The following is a 15,941-nucleotide window of genomic DNA, read 5'->3' on the forward strand; positions in this document are numbered from 1 at the left end:
TTATTAGTTGAATCTATTATTAGTGCCAAACTAACATGGAGAAGGGTAGCCGTTTTTTTGGCTATCCCTTGGAATGTTAGTTGGTAGGGTTTTATAATAAATTTATATTATCTTTCTTATAAGGAAACACTCAACAAACCCAGTCGTACCAATGGGTACAGCGTTCGTTTACTAAGCTGTTAAAGTAAAGGGAAAATCTATAACTGATTGTCGAGATATTGTTCCAGTAAAGTTCTCATTCGTATAGATGGAATGTAAACATTTATGGGCTGTCCAGTTCTAATACGACTACGAAAAAGCCATTGGAGAATTTCCGATAGTGCAAACAGGTCAACATTAACCTCCACACCTTGCTTATTAAAGAAATGTTTTTTTAATGGATTCATGTATATATTAGCTAAATAAATACAAGTGCTTTTGTGCTGATATTCATTTGTAGCACGTGCGTTTACACTAACAAAATGTTCTTTTAACCCTTTAGGTGTTAGGTTATCCTTAAATTCTTTAAAGGTAGTCCACATTACTTCATCTGTAGATACATCACATTTATTGTAATAAAAGTTTTAGGCATTGTCCTTTATAACTTTCTTTGTGTCTTTACTTTTAATTTTCCTCTTTAAATCACTTACACTAAAATAACCGGGCTTATTTCCCATTTTATTCATATCTTTTTTGTCCTTAGCTGATAGGTAGTAAATGTTAATCAGTTCCTTTAGGTGTGACCGATCTTCATTTTTAAAAGAAACATATGGTGCTAATTTATATTCAGTTCCTTCCTTTAAAATTGACTTATAATCATACTTTTGACCAAATAAATCAAAATAAGCACGTTGAATCTGTCCATCAAACATATAAGTTAAAATATAAACTTCCTCAAAACATTTAAAAGTATCTACTGGAAACGTCCAATATACTGCAATAGGTTCGTTAGTTTTATCTGTGTACATCATTAAGTTTCCAGAGTTAGCTAAGTTCTTCAACTTTTCGAAATAGCCTTTTTTATAATTGGATTCCTTCCAGTGTACAACCCCTTTATTATCTACTTCTATCACTTCATTTTTGGTTAACATCTTTAAATCATCTTTTGAAATATCTTCTTGTTTAATTACATCCATGACCTCATCAAGAATTAACGTGTAATTCTCCATATCTAACAGATCAATCACCTCACTATCAACACTTTTAAAAAGGGCATGGGTAGAAACAATATTTTCACCATTAGCAATCAGGCGTTTTATATCCTCTAATTTTGTATTATTCTTATCGTCTACTTGTGGCTGTTTAAAGTTGTGGTCAACTGATACTATCACCCTGTCCACTTCTCCCTTAAATGGCGTGATGTAAATAAACTTTTGATAGGTTGGTGCATTTTTCATGAACTGTATAGCCCAGCTAGTTTTTCCACTTCCCATAATTGAATCAATAATGTTTATTTTCGTTGTTTTAGGCTTTTGGCATAACATTAAATTATCGTCCTTTCTTCATGTGATTACAAAGTCTCACTTGCATTTTCCACATGAATTAGGACAACAAAGTTAAAGTAATAATCCTATAATACTTTCCCTCTTCATGTGCTTACACTTATTAACTGGCAAACGGACATGAAAAAAGGACATTAACTTTATAAATCTTTAATGATTTGTTATTTTCCCTTGACTTTTGGTTTTGACTTCCACTGAATTAACTAGATTTGTCTAGGAAATATTGGACAGAAGAATGACTACCTTTACAGCACTCAAAAAAATTAAGTGTTATAAAAGTAATCGTCCTTTAATACTGAATTGAACTGAGTTTGCTGAGGATTCCACCGTATCACCTTGTTTGAACGCTTGGATTTCTCCAACAACGAACTTTCTACATACAAAGCTAGTCCTATATGCTATTGTCTTTTCGTTGCTACCTGCACCATAATGCACCTAGCTACCAAACCGAACCGTTAATGGTCGTTCGCACCTAGTAACCACCAGCAAACAAGGAAAACTGTTAATGTGATTACGATTGTATTTTCTACATTGGCTACAACCAGTACCTATCAAGTTTATTTTAACAACGTGTTATTTGGTTTCCACGTTGGATATACCGTAAAAAAGACAATACTAAAGACACCTTGCATTTTTTCAATTTTTTCGATAAAATAAATACAAGAATTACGATATTTCGTATTCAGTTTTATAGTGTAAAGTTTGTGTCACCTACGGCGAATAGGTGGCTTTTTCTTTTGCATTATTTTTCTACAACCACTTTAGGATTGTGTAATTCATATGCTAGTTGCTTTATATTTTCATCATCATTTACAAGCCAGTATTTATCTAATACACTTACGATTTTTCCAATTTCATCATAAGAACAATCAAGTTTTATTTTCCCTTTTCCAACATTTTCGGCTATCATAGTTTAACTTCACCCCTTACCTTATATATCCAAGTTGTTTAAAGGATTGTACTTGTCATTTTGTTCTTTCAATTCATTTCCCCACATAGCTACATAACGCATTGTTACAGAAATATTCTCATGTCTCATCATCTTCTGAATAGCAAATGCAGACATTCCACTCATGGCTAATCTATGGCAAAAACTGTGCCTAAAAGTGTGTGGTGATACCCTTACGTTTGAAAAGTTCATTTTCTTTTGTAGGTTTTGAAATACTAACATAATGGAGTTTTGTGTCATTTGTGTATTATCTCTATTCACAAAGACATAATCACTTAGCTTTTCAAAACGTCTTTTGCAAAATAAATAGTAAGCTGATATTTCTTTAGCAAGTTTTTCAGTTAAAAATACAATCTCCTTCTTTCTATTTTTTCCGTACACAGACATAGTTAAGTTTTCTAAATCTACATCAGACCATTTTAAATTGATGATTTCAGTTCTTCTAACCCCTGTTCCTAGAAAAGTTAGGATTAACATATACCCTCGATACGCAAAATAGCTTTGTTCCCTCCTCCTGAGACCGCGATAATAACTTAACATTTGATGTATCTGTTCATCATTGAATACATCAATTTTAATATCCTCTTTTTGACGTTTAACCTTTGTTGCAACATTATCCTTTACCATTGTTTCTTCAACCATATAATTTAGAAACGCCCTAATCCGTTGCAGTTTTGTATTTATCGTGCCTGCCGAATTACCTTTGTTTTGACAAAATCTTAAGTAATTTCTAACGTGACTTACTTCAATTTCTTCAACATTAAGGATATTATTTTCGTGACAATAATCTATAAACCCTCCTAATAGAACTTTATAGTTTTGAATGTTAATTTTGGTTGTATTCCTAAATTTACGATCATCTAAAAAATCTTGATATGCAAATTTTAAAAGCACAAAAAAGACTACCCCCTAATTTTAGGAAGTAGTCTTCTCATAACTAACTATTTATACATTAAACAGCTTCACAAAAGCTAGGCTAAATGTGTAGGAAATTCCCTACATCATGCCGCCCATTCCACCCATGCCGCCCATGTCAGGCATTCCGCCGCCACCAGCATTGTCTTTTTCTGGTAGGTCAGCTACGACAGCTTCTGTAGTTAGGAACATTGCCGCTACAGATGCTGCGTTTTGTAGTGCGTAACGCGTTACTTTAGTTGGGTCAACGATACCAGCTTCAACCATGTTTACCCATTCGCCAGATGCTGCGTTGAATCCTACACCAACTTTTTCACCTTTAAGGCGTTCTACGATAATAGAACCTTCAAGGCCAGCGTTGTGTGCAATTTGGCGAACTGGTTCTTCCAGTGCACGACGTACGATGTTAGCACCAGTAGCTTCGTCACCAGTTAAATTTAATTCACTTACTTGTTTATAAACGTTTACTAGAGCAGTACCACCACCAGCTACGATACCTTCTTCGACAGCTGCGCGAGTAGAGTTTAATGCATCTTCAATACGTAGTTTACGTTCTTTTAATTCTGTTTCAGTTGCAGCACCAACTTTGATAACTGCTACTCCGCCTGCTAGTTTAGCAAGACGTTCTTGTAATTTTTCTTTATCAAATTCAGAAGTAGATTCTTCAGCTTGTGCACGAATTTGTGCTACACGAGAAGAAATTGCTTCTGGATTACCAGATCCTTCTACTACTGTTGTTGTATCTTTTGTAACAACAATTTTAGAAGCGCGACCTAATTGTTCCATTGTAGTACTCTTAAGATCGAGTCCTAGATCTTCTGTGATTACTTCAGCACCTGTCAATGTAGCAAGATCTTCAAGCATTGCTTTACGACGATCGCCAAATCCAGGAGCTTTTACTGCAACTGCATTAAATGTTCCGCGAAGCTTGTTCACTACTAATGTTGCAAGTGCTTCACCTTCAACATCTTCAGCTACTAATAGAAGTGGCTTACCTTGTTGTACCACTTGCTCTAATACTGGTAATACTTCTTGAATGTTACCAATCTTCTTATCTGTGATTAGAATATATGGATCTTCTAGTACTGCTTCCATTTTGTCTTGGTCAGTAACCATGTATGGAGAAGAATATCCACGATCAAATTGCATACCTTCAACAACTTCTAGTTCCGTGTTAAAGCCCTTTGATTCTTCAATTGTGATAACACCATCATTACCAACACGTTCCATTGCTTCTGCAATTAGTTTACCAACTTCATCGTCACCTGAAGAAATAGCTGCAACTTGTGCAATCGATTCTTTGCTTTCGATAGGTTTTGAAATAGATTGTAGTTCTCTTACTGCAAGTTCTACAGCTTTTTCAATTCCACGACGAACGCCAACTGGGTTTGCTCCAGATGCAACGTTTTTAAGACCTTCACGGATCATTGCTTGTGCTAATACTGTTGCAGTTGTTGTACCGTCACCAGCAACATCATTTGTTTTTGATGCTACTTCAGATACAAGCTGTGCACCCATATTTTCGAATTGATCTTCTAGTTCAATTTCTTTTGCAATTGTTACACCATCATTTGTAATTAATGGTGAACCAAATTTTTTATCTAAAACAACGTTACGGCCTTTTGGTCCGAGTGTTACTTTTACTGCATCTGCTAATGTATCTACACCGCGTAACATTGCACGGCGAGCGTCTTCACTAAATTTAATTTCTTTAGCCATAATTAAATGCCCTCCTTAAATTCATTTCATAAGTAATTAATCGTTGCTATTAGCTAACAACTGCTAAGATGTCATTTTCACGAAGAATTAAGTATTCTGTACCGTCATATTTCACTTCTGTACCAGCAAATTTTGAGAAAATAATGCGATCTCCTTCAGAAACCTCGAGTGCAATTTTTTCTCCATTATCTGTTACGCGACCAGATCCCACTGCAACAATCTTACCTTCTTGAGGCTTTTCCTTTGCAGAGTCTGGAAGTACAATACCGCTTGCAGTTTTTTCTTCTTGTTCAACAAGCTCGATTACAACACGATCTCCTAGTGGCTTAATCATGTAGACATCCTCCTTAATTCATTTGCTTTATTAATTATTAGCACTCTAAACACCTGAGTGCTAATTCCAATTATTATCATATAAAAACCTCGCTAAAATTGCAAGCATTCAAAGCTATATTTTTCAAAAAACTTTTCTTTTGCCTTTATTCATAGACCATTCTATTATAAGCATGGTAACAAATATGATAAAATGATTAGTAGAGTTCTAAAAAACTTGGTTAATAGCACTGCACAGTGTTGCATACACTAGTTAACATATATATTTGATTACTAAAGGAGTCGTTTCACTTTGACCAAGCGTTATTGGTATGTCATTTTAACCTACATTATTATGCAATTCTCTGGGATAGTCTTTGCGCCAATTTTATTTGCGACGTTACCTATTAGCGAGTTCCAAGCTGTTATATACTGGACAATCTTTAGCTTCGCAGCTGGACTAGTTGTCATTCTTTTGATTATGAAACCGTACATGAAAATGCCTTCTACACGTGATGCTGCGAAACCTGGTGCCATTGTTCTATGGTCAATCGTAGGTGTGTTCATGGCCTACTTTGCCCAGTATATTGCAGGCATTATTGAAATACAGGTATTAGGCATTAAGCCAGGATCTGCAAACACTGAAATGATAATTGACATTACACGTGCAGCACCTATATTTATGATTATCCCAGCGATAATCGCACCTATTGTAGAAGAAGTTATTTTCAGGAAGATTATTTTTGGGAATTTCTATAAAAAAATGAACTTCTTTTTAGCAGCCTTACTTTCTGCGTTGGTGTTTGGACTCATTCACGGAGAACCGGAACACATTCTTATCTATAGTTCAATGGGATTTGTTTTTGCTTACCTTTATGTAAAAACAAAACGGATACTCGTTCCAATCATTGTCCATATGGCATTAAACTCCATATCTGTACTTGTTCAATTTTCGTTATCGCCAGAAGACATAGAAAAAATGCAAAAGCAGCTCGAACAAATGCAAATGATTTTAATTGGGGGCTAATATATTTATGAGGACTTCACCAAAAGTAATGGCGAATATATACTTTATTATGGGTGTATTATTTGTATACATGGCTACGCAAAGCGCCGGAGAAACCGTGTGGAATACCGCAACCATGTTATTCGCTATCATTGCTACATTAGACTTTGGTGTGGCAATTCGGCTTATGCGAAACCATGTACGAAACAAAAAAAACAAGGAGTAGCCATTTAATCGGCTACTCCTTGTTTTTTTCACGTAAGAAAAGCACAAGCGCCTTGGTTAGCCTCAGGAAAGTTTAAGAAGAGTCTATTCGTGAAGGTGTTATCACAATGAAATTCATCGTAACGTTCGATCCGAGATTTCAACGCTTATTTCGCCCTTCGCAATTAGGGACTAGGCGAATGGCCAGTTTTTCTAATCATGTACGTTCATTTGAAGCATATAATGAATGATATCAGGACAAGTTGGAGGAGAATATGCATGACAGTTCCCTTATTACTTACACTTTTTGTTATTTTCGTTTTATCTTCATCTGTTATAATCCTCACCATTTATAACCGCAATAGCCTTCCAAAAATGACAGGTATGATGATTGCCATGTCTATCGGAATGATTGTCGGGTTAACAATAGGTGTAATCTTCGGTATTTTTCTAACTGGAGATTTATATTACTCTACTGTACTAAGTATCATAGTCGGGGTGACAGCTGGCTTTTTAGCAGGATTACCTATTAGTTTGGTTGCAGTTCTGGATGGTACACTATCCGGTATTATGGGTGGCATGATGGGAGCAATGCTTGGAGTAATGGCTACGCATGAATTTCAGGATTCCTTAATCAGAATGATGTTCATGTTATTTATTTCGATCGTTTTAATTCTTATTCAGTTGATCAGACAGGAATCTTTAAACAAAAATTCAAATCAGCCCTTTATTGTTCTTTGTTTATTTGCATTCGTATTATTCATTATTGTCTATAATCAACTGGGACCGATCATCCCTATTTCAGAGGAACCAAATCAAATTGAACACAATCAGTATAGTGCTAACCTGTTATGACTCCTAACATGAGCTTATTTGCCGTGTACTATTTTTTTATCTAAAGTATGAACATATGTTAATATATACATATAATAAGGTAGTCGAATTGATTACAAAAGCGAGGGAACAATAATGACGGATTCCAAAGCTAAACAAAAAAATTTTAAACAACTAGACGAAGAAATATTGTTTGTCGTCTCCCAAACATTCAAGGCTTTGGGTGACCCTACCAGAGTTCGCATTCTACACCTGCTTTTTCAAAGAGAATTATCTGTGAATGATATTGCAGAAAAGTTGCATCTTAGGCAATCAACCGTATCTCATCAATTGCGTTTCTTGAAAAATTTACGACTAGTAAAGTTTCGACGAGACGGTACTACCCTATTCTACTCACATGATGATGAACACGTCATGAATGTATTAAAACAAACGATAGAGCACGCTAGTCACAGTTAGGAGGTATTTAAATGGGGCATGGACACGAGCATGACCATACTCATGGTGCAAACAAAAAAGCTTTATTAATAAGTTTTATCATAACAACTGCATTCATGATCGTTGAGGCGATTGGGGGTTTTGTTACAAATAGTCTAGCTTTACTTTCTGATGCTGGGCATATGTTGAGTGATTCTGTATCACTTGGTGTTGGTGTATTAGCTTTTATTTTTGGTGAAAAAGTTGCAAGCCACAGTAAAACATATGGGTATAAACGGTTTGAAATACTTGCTGCTCTATTCAATGGCGTAACACTTACGATCATTTCCATCTACATTTTATATGAAGCATATCAACGGTTTGCCAACCCACCCGAAGTAGCGTCGACTGGAATGTTAGTGATTGCGATTATCGGGCTATGCGTGAACCTTAGTGTTGCATGGATATTAATGCGTGGGGATACCAAGGATAATTTAAATCTGCGTGCAGCATTTTTACATGTACTGGGTGACCTGCTTGGTTCCGTTGGAGCAATTGTCGCAGCTTTACTCATCCTGTTTTTCAACTGGGGATGGGCCGATCCACTAGCAAGTGTTATTGTTGCTATTCTTGTATTGATAAGTGGATGGAGAGTAACAATGGATGCCATTCATGTATTGATGGAAGGCACTCCAAAGAATATTGAATTGGATGATATTATTCATACAATGGAAACTGTAACAGGAATAATAAGCATCCATGATTTACATGTATGGTGTATCACCAGTGGGCAAAATGCACTTTCCTGTCATGCGGTAGTGAATGGGGATTTATCCATTCATGAAGGTCAAAAATTATTACGAACGATTGAACATGAGTTGGAGCACAAAGGAATTGGTCATGTAACAATTCAGATGGAAAATAATGAACACCCACATGATAATTCATTGATGTGCCAACATGAACAGGATTCTTCCCATAGTCATTAATAATACCCCTCAGCTGAACTTTCAGGTGAGGGGTATTTTAATTAGTTTAAAAAGGTCATTCATCGCTATATTTCGCGTGCATTAAACGTAGAGAATTAAGTACTACGATTAAGGTAGCCCCCATATCAGCAAATATTGCCAACCATAAGGTAAGCCAGCCGGGAATTATTAATAGAAGAGCTAGCACCTTTAATGCTAAGGCAAAAGAGACATTTTGCTTAATAATCGATAGTGTTTTTCTGCTCAAAGAAATAGTGTATGGAAGCTTTTCTAAATCATCCGCCATCAATGCTATATCAGCGGTTTCCAATGCCGTATCTGTTCCAGCCCCACCCATCGCAATACCAACCGTTGCAGTTGCAAGTGCTGGTGAATCATTGACACCGTCTCCGACCATTGCTACCTTTCCATACCGTTCATGTAGGGTCTTTATTGACTCCAATTTATCTTGTGGCATAAGTTCTGCTCTAGTCTCACTTAATCCTAGTTGATTTCCAATAGCCTTTCCAGTTGCCTCATTATCACCAGTCAGCATAACTGTTTTTTCAATACCAAGCTTATGAAGTTTTCGAATAATAGATGGACTACTTGCTCGAACTTGATCTGCTACAGCAAGTAAACCTTTTACCTCTAGTTCCGTTCCAATTAGCATAACCGTTTTACCCTGCATTTGTAATTCTTTAATCTGTTGTTTTGTACCAGTTGATATTGAAACCATTTCTTCAAATAATGATGGATTTCCAATAAAATAAACTGTACTATTTACGGTTGCCTTTGCACCTTTACCAGTGATCGACTGAAAATCCTCAGCTTCATATGCATTTACCTGTTCATTAGCTGCTTTACGTATGATTGCAGATGCCAATGGATGCTGAGAATACGCTTCAATTGCTTTTGCGACACCCAAAATTTCGTCATGACTCATCTCAGATAATCTAATGACTTCCGTAACTTCTGGCTTTCCTTCTGTCAGCGTGCCAGTTTTATCAAAAGCAATAACTTTTAATCTTCCCGTTTCCTCCAGATGAATGCCGCCTTTTATTAAAACCCCTTTACGGGCTGCGTTTCCTATTGCTGTTACAATTGCCACTGGTGTCGAAATTACCAAAGCGCAAGGACAACCAACCACAAGCACCGCAAGCCCACTATATACCCATTCAGACCATTCCTCCCCCCAAAATAGAGGTGGGATCACTGCCACTAATAATGCAATTATCATAATAGCAGGGGTATAATACTTCGCAAATCTATCCACAAACTGTTGAGATGGAGCGCGCTCTGCCTGGGCTTCTTCAACTAAATGAATAATTTTAGCAATCGTCGTATCTTCCACGTGTTTGGTAACACGTACCTCTAAGGATCCCTCTTCATTCAGTGTCCCCGCAAATACCTCATCTCCGGCAGTTTTGTAGGCAGGAATTGACTCACCTGTGATCGTTGCTTGATTGATAGAAGACTGACCCTTTACAACCTCACCATCCATTGCAATTTTTTGTCCAGGTTTGATAAGCATAATATCACCAATCCGAACGTTTTCTACATCGATTTCTATTACTGCTTGATTACGTTTTATGGTTGCTCGATTTGGTGCAATGTCCATTAGTGCCTGAATCGATTGCCTTGCTTTATCCATCGAGTAACTTTCTAAAGCTTCACTCAGTGCAAACAAGAAGACTACTACTGCTCCTTCCCCCCACTCCCCAATAATAACTGCACCAATAACCGCTATAGTCATTAAAGTTTTCATATCAAACTGTAGTTTCATTAAGTTTTTAAAGCCTACTGTAAACAAATCAAATCCACCGATTAAAATAGCTACTCCGAATGTTCCTATTGTAATTGGGCTTTTTTCTCCTAGTTGGATAGAAAGAATGTAACCTGTAATAATGAAAAAAAGGGCTATCATTGCCATGATGTTATCGCGTTTTTTCCAGAAAGATACCTTTTTCCCAAGTTGACGTTGTCGTTCTGGATACACTTTAATGCCGTCGAAGGAACCAGCTTGTTCTAACTGTTCAATAGAGGCCCCACCATGAACGGTTATTTTAGACGCTCCAAAGTTTAATTGGACGTCTTCTACTGTTTGTATGTTACGTATGTTTTTCTCAAACTTTGCTGCACAATTTGTACAGGACAAACCTTGTAACCGATAAACATTCTTGTTAGTTTCCACTATTATCATCTTCTTTCCCATGAACCATAGCGATATATACCAATTGATGAACATGATCATCCGCTAATGAATAAAAAACCAACTTGCCTTCTTTTCGATACTTGGCTAATCTCATATTTCGTAAAAGACGTAAATGATGGGAAGCAGTTGCAGTAGTCGATCCGATAATATTAGCTACGTCACATACACATAACTCTTTTTCTAATGTTAGTGCATAGGCAATTTTTAAACGTGTGGCATCCGATAATGCCTTGAAAATCAATTCAATCCCACTCACCTGGTCCATTTTTGGTTGAATTCGATTTACTTTTTCCGCGTCAAAACAAAATGTATCGCACGTATCTTTAGGAGTTTGTATTACTTTCTCGTCATTCATTTCATTCACCTTCATTCAAATGATTGTTTGATTATTTGTTTATAGTGTATGCTTCCTAAAAATTATTGTCAATTCATCTAAAAATTTTATGGGTCTATATTCTGTAAGTGATTAACGAAGGCTAATGCATAATTACGGACATTTTCCAGATAATACAGATAAAAATATAATTTGGAGGACGTTAGAAATGAGTGAAACCAGTCACAAACCTTTAACAGCACCAGAAATGGCTAATTTATGGTCGTGCTATATGACAAACAGCATGACAAAATGTGTTATAACGTATGGCCTACATTTAAACGAGGATGAGGATATACAACCCCACTTACAAACTGCGTATGACCAGGCTGTATATGCGCTCGATGAAATCAAAAGCATCTTTTTAAGCGAGAATTTCCCGGTTCCCGTGGGGTTTACAAAACATGATGTTAACCTAAAAGCAAAACGTCTATTTAAGGATACTTTCTTTTTGGAATACCTGAACAAAATGGGGAAACTTGGAACACCACAATATGGCAGATATCATTCGATGTCTATACGTGAGGACGTTCGAAATATCTTCAATACTTGTCTTAGTAATTCTGCCACCTTATACAACCAGACGACAGAAACCATGCTTGCTAAAGGTATTCTAATCAGGGCACCTCATATCTCGATACCTAAAAAAGTAAGATTTGTTAAGCGTAAAGATTTTATGGGCGGTTTTCCATTATTTAATGAGAAACGCCCACTTACGGCAATTGAAATCTCGCATCTGTCTACTAACTTGGAGACAAATGTACTTGGATTTATGATTTGCACTGCTTTCGGTCAAACCGCTGAATCAAAGACGATCAGGAGATATATGTTAAGAGGGAAAGAGATTTCGAAAAAGCATATCAGAGTGTTTAGTGACACATTAATCGATAGTGATATACAAGCACCGATGAGCTGGGATGCAGGTTCTTTAAATTCTATCGAAAACGTTTTTTCAGAAAAACTAATGATGTACCACGTTGTCCTCCTTTCTGCAGCGGGAACAGGTAATTACGGTATAGCTTGTGCAGAGAGTATGAGAAGTGATTTACCTCTATGTTACGTTCGATTGGCAGTGGAAGTTGCCCATTATGCGAAAGATGGCACAGATATCATGATTAAAAATGGTTGGATGGAAGAACCACCGCAAGCTGATGACCGAGATAAGCTGATTAAGCAAAAAAGAAGCTAACAAAAGAAGCAGAGGTTGATTCCTCTGCTTCTTTTGTTAGCTTTTAAGATTGCTTAACCGCTAATCCATTTCTGACCCTTCATTTAGCGGGTAATGTTTTAAAAAGTATACCAATGCCTGCAGTTCAACAGCAAGATCAATATGGTGTACGCGAATGTTGTCTGGCACGGTAATCCTTGCGGGCGTAAAATTCAATATACCTGAAACACCAGTATTAACTAACCGCTCTGTGATACCCTCTGCCTCACTTGAAGGAACTGTCAATATGGCAACATGTACGTCTTTCATTTTTTCCTCTAATTGATCAATATGATAAACAGGTATGCCACCGATGTCAGATCCGACTTTACTTGGTTCTGCATCAAATGCCATCATTATTTTTGTATTATTATTTTTCATAAAATTATAGTGAAGGAATGCTGTACCTAGATTTCCAACGCCAATTAGTGCAACTTCAGTTAGTTCATCCTGGTCCAATGTTTTCCTGAAAAATTCTAATAGATAGTCAACATTGTAGCCATAGCCTTTTTTGCCTAAGGCACCAAAATAGGAAAAGTCCCTGCGAATTGTAGCGGAATCTACCTTTACAGCCTCACTTAACTCTTTAGACGAAACACGCGTTTTCCCTTGGAGATGCAAATTATTGATAAACCGGTAATATAACGGTAAACGCTTAGCAGTAGCCTGTGGAATTTTATGTTGTACCACTATTATTCCCCCTTTCCTCAGCGCCTGAAATCTCCTGAATTGCCGCCTTTTTTCTCGATTAAATACGTTTTGCCGATAACCATTCCTTTATCTAATGCTTTACACATATCGTAAACAGTTAACGCAGTTGCAGAGGCGGCAGTTAGTGCCTCCATTTCAACACCGGTACTTCCCTTTGTTTTCACATAGGATTCTATGATTAATTCGTACTTATTATCTGATAAACTCCAGTCAAACGAAATGTCTATTCCTTTTAATTGTAAGGGATGACACATCGGAATCCAGTCCGGCGTCTTCTTTGCTGCCATAATTCCAGCGATCTGGGCAACTGCAAGTACATCACCTTTTTCAATTCCTTGATCCACTATTTTTGTATATATTTCTTCTGATACAACTATACTCGTTCTAGCCGAGGCAATCCGTTCTGTTTCTTTTTTCTCACTAATATCCACCATTTTCGCTCTACCTTGTTGATTAAAGTGAGTGAAATCAGTCATGTACTCATCTCCAATTTTAACGTTATAGTACATTCTAGCAGAAAATTTATAAGAAGTCGTGATTATTTTCACATTTAAATATTGCTTGGTAATTGAGATATGCGATACACTTATAATACTGAGGTGAGCGCAATGATTATTATGCAATTGAATGACGTTAGTAAGTCATTTGGAGCAGAAAAAATATTATCAAATATAAAGCTTGAAATTAAAGATCAGGATCGAATTGCGATCGTTGGTAGAAATGGTGCAGGGAAATCAACCTTACTCAAAATAATGGCTGGCGAATTTTCCTATGACGAGGGTGTTATGCACAAACCAAAAGACCTAACAATTGGTTATCTATCCCAGCACACTGGTCTTGAATCTACTAAAACAATTTGGGATGAAATGCTGGATGTGTTTCAGGCATTAATCCAAAAAGAACAAGAACTCAGGAAACTTGAAAAAAATATGGAACAAGCATCTACTTTGTCTGATGATAACTATAACCAGCTCTTACAAGAATATGACACAAAACAGCAGGCTTTTATCACAGAAGGCGGATACTCATACGCGTCATCGATTAAATCGGTACTAAGCGGCCTTCATTTTTATGAGGACGATTACCAAACATCAATAAGCACATTAAGTGGTGGCCAAAAAACACGATTAGCATTAGGTAAGTTGTTATTACAAAAGCCTGCTTTACTCATTCTTGACGAACCTACTAACCATTTAGACATTGAAACGCTCGGTTGGCTTGAAAATTATTTAGCAAGTTATCCAGGCGCCGTTACAATTGTATCTCATGATCGTTACTTTTTAGACAAGACTGTAAACATTGTCTATGAAATTTCCTATCATAAAGTTAGGAAGTATCATGGATCATACAGTAAGTATCTGGAAAAACGTGCACTTGATTACGAACAAGAAATGAAGGAATTTGAAAAACAACAATCTGAAATTAAACAGCTTGAAGACTTTGTACAAAAAAATATTGTTAGAGCTTCCACAACAAAACGTGCACAAAGTAGAAGGAAAAAGTTGGATAAAATGGAAAAGTTGGACAGGCCTAAGGGTGATGAGTCCTCAGCAAAATTTTCTTTTGATTCAAACAGGAGAAGTGGCAATGACGTATTAAAAATAAATAACCTGGCGTTTCGATATAGTGATGAGGATAGATTTCTGTTCGAAGGTATGAATCTCGCTATAAATCGTAGCGACAGTATCGCACTTGTCGGGCCAAATGGAATTGGTAAAACGACCTTATTAAAAATGATAACTGGACAATACCAGCCAAGTACAGGCTCCATTCAAATCGGAGCCAATGTAGAAATAGGCTACTATGACCAGGAGCAAACGAACTTAAATCCAAATAATACCGTTCTTCAGGAACTATGGGATAAATATCCAAATGAAAAAGAAAAAGATATTCGTACCGTTCTGGGTAACTTTTTATTCTCCGGTGACGATGTTTTAAAGCCTGTACATGCTCTAAGTGGTGGTGAGAAAGCTCGATTATCGCTGGCTAAGCTGATGATGCTTCATGCCAATTTCTTAATACTGGATGAACCAACAAACCATCTGGATATTGATAGTAAAGAAGTGTTAGAATCAGCATTAATTGACTATAACGGTACTATCATATTTGTCTCACATGACCGCTATTTTATCAATAAAATTGCCGAACAAGTAGTTGAAATTCAAGCAGATCATGTGACTGGATACCTAGGTGATTACGATTACTACGTTGCTAAAAAAGAAGAACAAGCTGAGAGAGAACGGCTACAACGAGAGCAAACAAAAGCAACACAGGTTGATACAGGAAAATTGAGTTATAAAGAAGAAAAAGTACGACAACGTGCGGAACGAAAAGTTCAACGACGAATAGAAGAGTTGGAAAACTTAATTGAGGAACGGGAAAATGAACTGGCAGAACTAGAATTAGAAATGACGAAACCTGAAGTTTTTCAGGATCACGAGAGATCTTTAGCGCTGACAAAGGAAACTAGCGTTATTAAACAAACGCTTGAACAACTAATGGAAGAATGGACTGAACTCCAAGAATAAGGACATTCTTTTTAATCAATCACTGCCCCATTACACCAATTAACATAAATAAGAAAAGCTCAGGGTGCCTTGAAAGACACGACAAGCATAAGCAGAGCGGTG

At 36.7% G+C, this 15,941-nt stretch carries 16 protein-coding genes and 1 pseudogene; 7 read left to right on the plus strand and 10 right to left on the minus strand.

What is annotated here, in order from left to right; all coding sequences use genetic code 11:
- Positions 1-197: 197 nt before the first annotated feature.
- The 6 genes and pseudogenes from AC3G7N_RS17665 to groES all read right to left on the minus strand — a co-directional run.
- A pseudogene (locus AC3G7N_RS17665) lies at positions 198-551 on the minus strand (YonV C-terminus-related protein); the annotation flags it as partial.
- 12 nt (positions 552-563) lie between these two features.
- Entirely contained in the window at positions 564-1,463 is a 900-nt protein-coding gene (locus AC3G7N_RS17670) for a YonV family putative phage-derived protein (RefSeq protein ID WP_489423488.1), read from the minus strand.
- A 760-nt stretch (positions 1,464-2,223) separates the two neighbouring features.
- Positions 2,224-2,391: a hypothetical protein gene (locus AC3G7N_RS17675; protein WP_489423489.1), complete on the minus strand. Its 168-nt coding sequence runs from the start codon at positions 2,389-2,391 to the stop codon at positions 2,224-2,226.
- Positions 2,392-2,412: 21 nt separating this feature from the next.
- Complete coding sequence (locus tag AC3G7N_RS17680) at positions 2,413-3,324, minus strand: tyrosine-type recombinase/integrase (protein WP_489423490.1); 912 nt, start codon at positions 3,322-3,324, stop codon at positions 2,413-2,415.
- A gap of 102 nt (positions 3,325-3,426) precedes the next feature.
- The gene (groL, locus tag AC3G7N_RS17685; protein ID WP_489423491.1) at positions 3,427-5,064 is read right to left on the minus strand and encodes a chaperonin GroEL; all 1,638 of its coding nucleotides are present in this window, start codon (positions 5,062-5,064) and stop codon (positions 3,427-3,429) included.
- A 49-nt stretch (positions 5,065-5,113) separates the two neighbouring features.
- Positions 5,114-5,398, minus strand: coding sequence for a co-chaperone GroES (gene groES / locus AC3G7N_RS17690; RefSeq protein WP_489423492.1), 285 nt, complete (start codon positions 5,396-5,398; stop codon positions 5,114-5,116).
- Positions 5,399-5,689: 291 nt separating this feature from the next.
- On the opposite strand from groES, the gene AC3G7N_RS17695 reads away from it, so the two are divergent.
- The 5 genes from AC3G7N_RS17695 (at position 5,690) to AC3G7N_RS17715 (ending at position 8,826) form a co-directional block, all read left to right on the plus strand.
- On the plus strand, positions 5,690-6,403 hold the full coding sequence (locus AC3G7N_RS17695) for a CPBP family intramembrane glutamic endopeptidase (RefSeq protein ID WP_489423493.1): 714 nt from the start codon (positions 5,690-5,692) through the stop codon (positions 6,401-6,403).
- 7 nt (positions 6,404-6,410) lie between these two features.
- Positions 6,411-6,608 carry a YdiK family protein gene (locus AC3G7N_RS17700; protein WP_489423494.1) on the plus strand — a complete coding sequence of 66 codons (198 nt, stop codon included), beginning with the start codon at positions 6,411-6,413 and terminating at the stop codon, positions 6,606-6,608.
- A 257-nt stretch (positions 6,609-6,865) separates the two neighbouring features.
- Positions 6,866-7,441: a hypothetical protein gene (locus AC3G7N_RS17705; protein WP_489423495.1), complete on the plus strand. Its 576-nt coding sequence runs from the start codon at positions 6,866-6,868 to the stop codon at positions 7,439-7,441.
- A 114-nt stretch (positions 7,442-7,555) separates the two neighbouring features.
- A complete protein-coding gene (locus AC3G7N_RS17710) occupies positions 7,556-7,879 on the plus strand; it encodes an ArsR/SmtB family transcription factor (RefSeq protein ID WP_489423496.1) in 324 nt (107 codons plus the stop codon).
- A gap of 11 nt (positions 7,880-7,890) precedes the next feature.
- The gene (locus tag AC3G7N_RS17715) at positions 7,891-8,826 is read left to right on the plus strand and encodes a cation diffusion facilitator family transporter (RefSeq protein WP_489423497.1); all 936 of its coding nucleotides are present in this window, start codon (positions 7,891-7,893) and stop codon (positions 8,824-8,826) included.
- Positions 8,827-8,881: 55 nt separating this feature from the next.
- On the opposite strand, the gene AC3G7N_RS17720 is transcribed toward AC3G7N_RS17715, so the two are convergent.
- On the minus strand, positions 8,882-11,020 hold the full coding sequence (locus tag AC3G7N_RS17720) for a heavy metal translocating P-type ATPase (protein WP_489423498.1): 2,139 nt from the start codon (positions 11,018-11,020) through the stop codon (positions 8,882-8,884).
- The gene (locus AC3G7N_RS17725) at positions 10,989-11,375 is read right to left on the minus strand and encodes an ArsR/SmtB family transcription factor (RefSeq protein ID WP_489423499.1); all 387 of its coding nucleotides are present in this window, start codon (positions 11,373-11,375) and stop codon (positions 10,989-10,991) included. The genes AC3G7N_RS17720 and AC3G7N_RS17725 overlap by 32 nt, the downstream gene beginning before the upstream one ends.
- Positions 11,376-11,562: 187 nt before the next feature.
- On the opposite strand from AC3G7N_RS17725, the gene AC3G7N_RS17730 reads away from it, so the two are divergent.
- The gene (locus AC3G7N_RS17730; RefSeq protein WP_489423500.1) at positions 11,563-12,582 is read left to right on the plus strand and encodes a DUF3231 family protein; all 1,020 of its coding nucleotides are present in this window, start codon (positions 11,563-11,565) and stop codon (positions 12,580-12,582) included.
- A 60-nt stretch (positions 12,583-12,642) separates the two neighbouring features.
- Here the strand turns inward: AC3G7N_RS17730 and AC3G7N_RS17735 are convergent, their stop codons facing one another.
- Both AC3G7N_RS17735 and moaC read right to left on the minus strand, forming a co-directional pair.
- Positions 12,643-13,290, minus strand: a complete 648-nt coding sequence (locus AC3G7N_RS17735; RefSeq protein WP_489423501.1) for a redox-sensing transcriptional repressor Rex — start codon at positions 13,288-13,290, stop codon at positions 12,643-12,645.
- A 17-nt stretch (positions 13,291-13,307) separates the two neighbouring features.
- A complete protein-coding gene (gene moaC, locus AC3G7N_RS17740; RefSeq protein WP_489423502.1) occupies positions 13,308-13,787 on the minus strand; it encodes a cyclic pyranopterin monophosphate synthase MoaC in 480 nt (159 codons plus the stop codon).
- Between the two features lie 132 nt (positions 13,788-13,919).
- On the opposite strand from moaC, the gene abc-f reads away from it, so the two are divergent.
- Entirely contained in the window at positions 13,920-15,839 is a 1,920-nt protein-coding gene (abc-f, locus tag AC3G7N_RS17745; protein WP_489423503.1) for a ribosomal protection-like ABC-F family protein, read from the plus strand.
- Positions 15,840-15,941 lie beyond the last annotated feature (102 nt).

This window comes from Virgibacillus carmonensis (assembly GCF_057836705.1).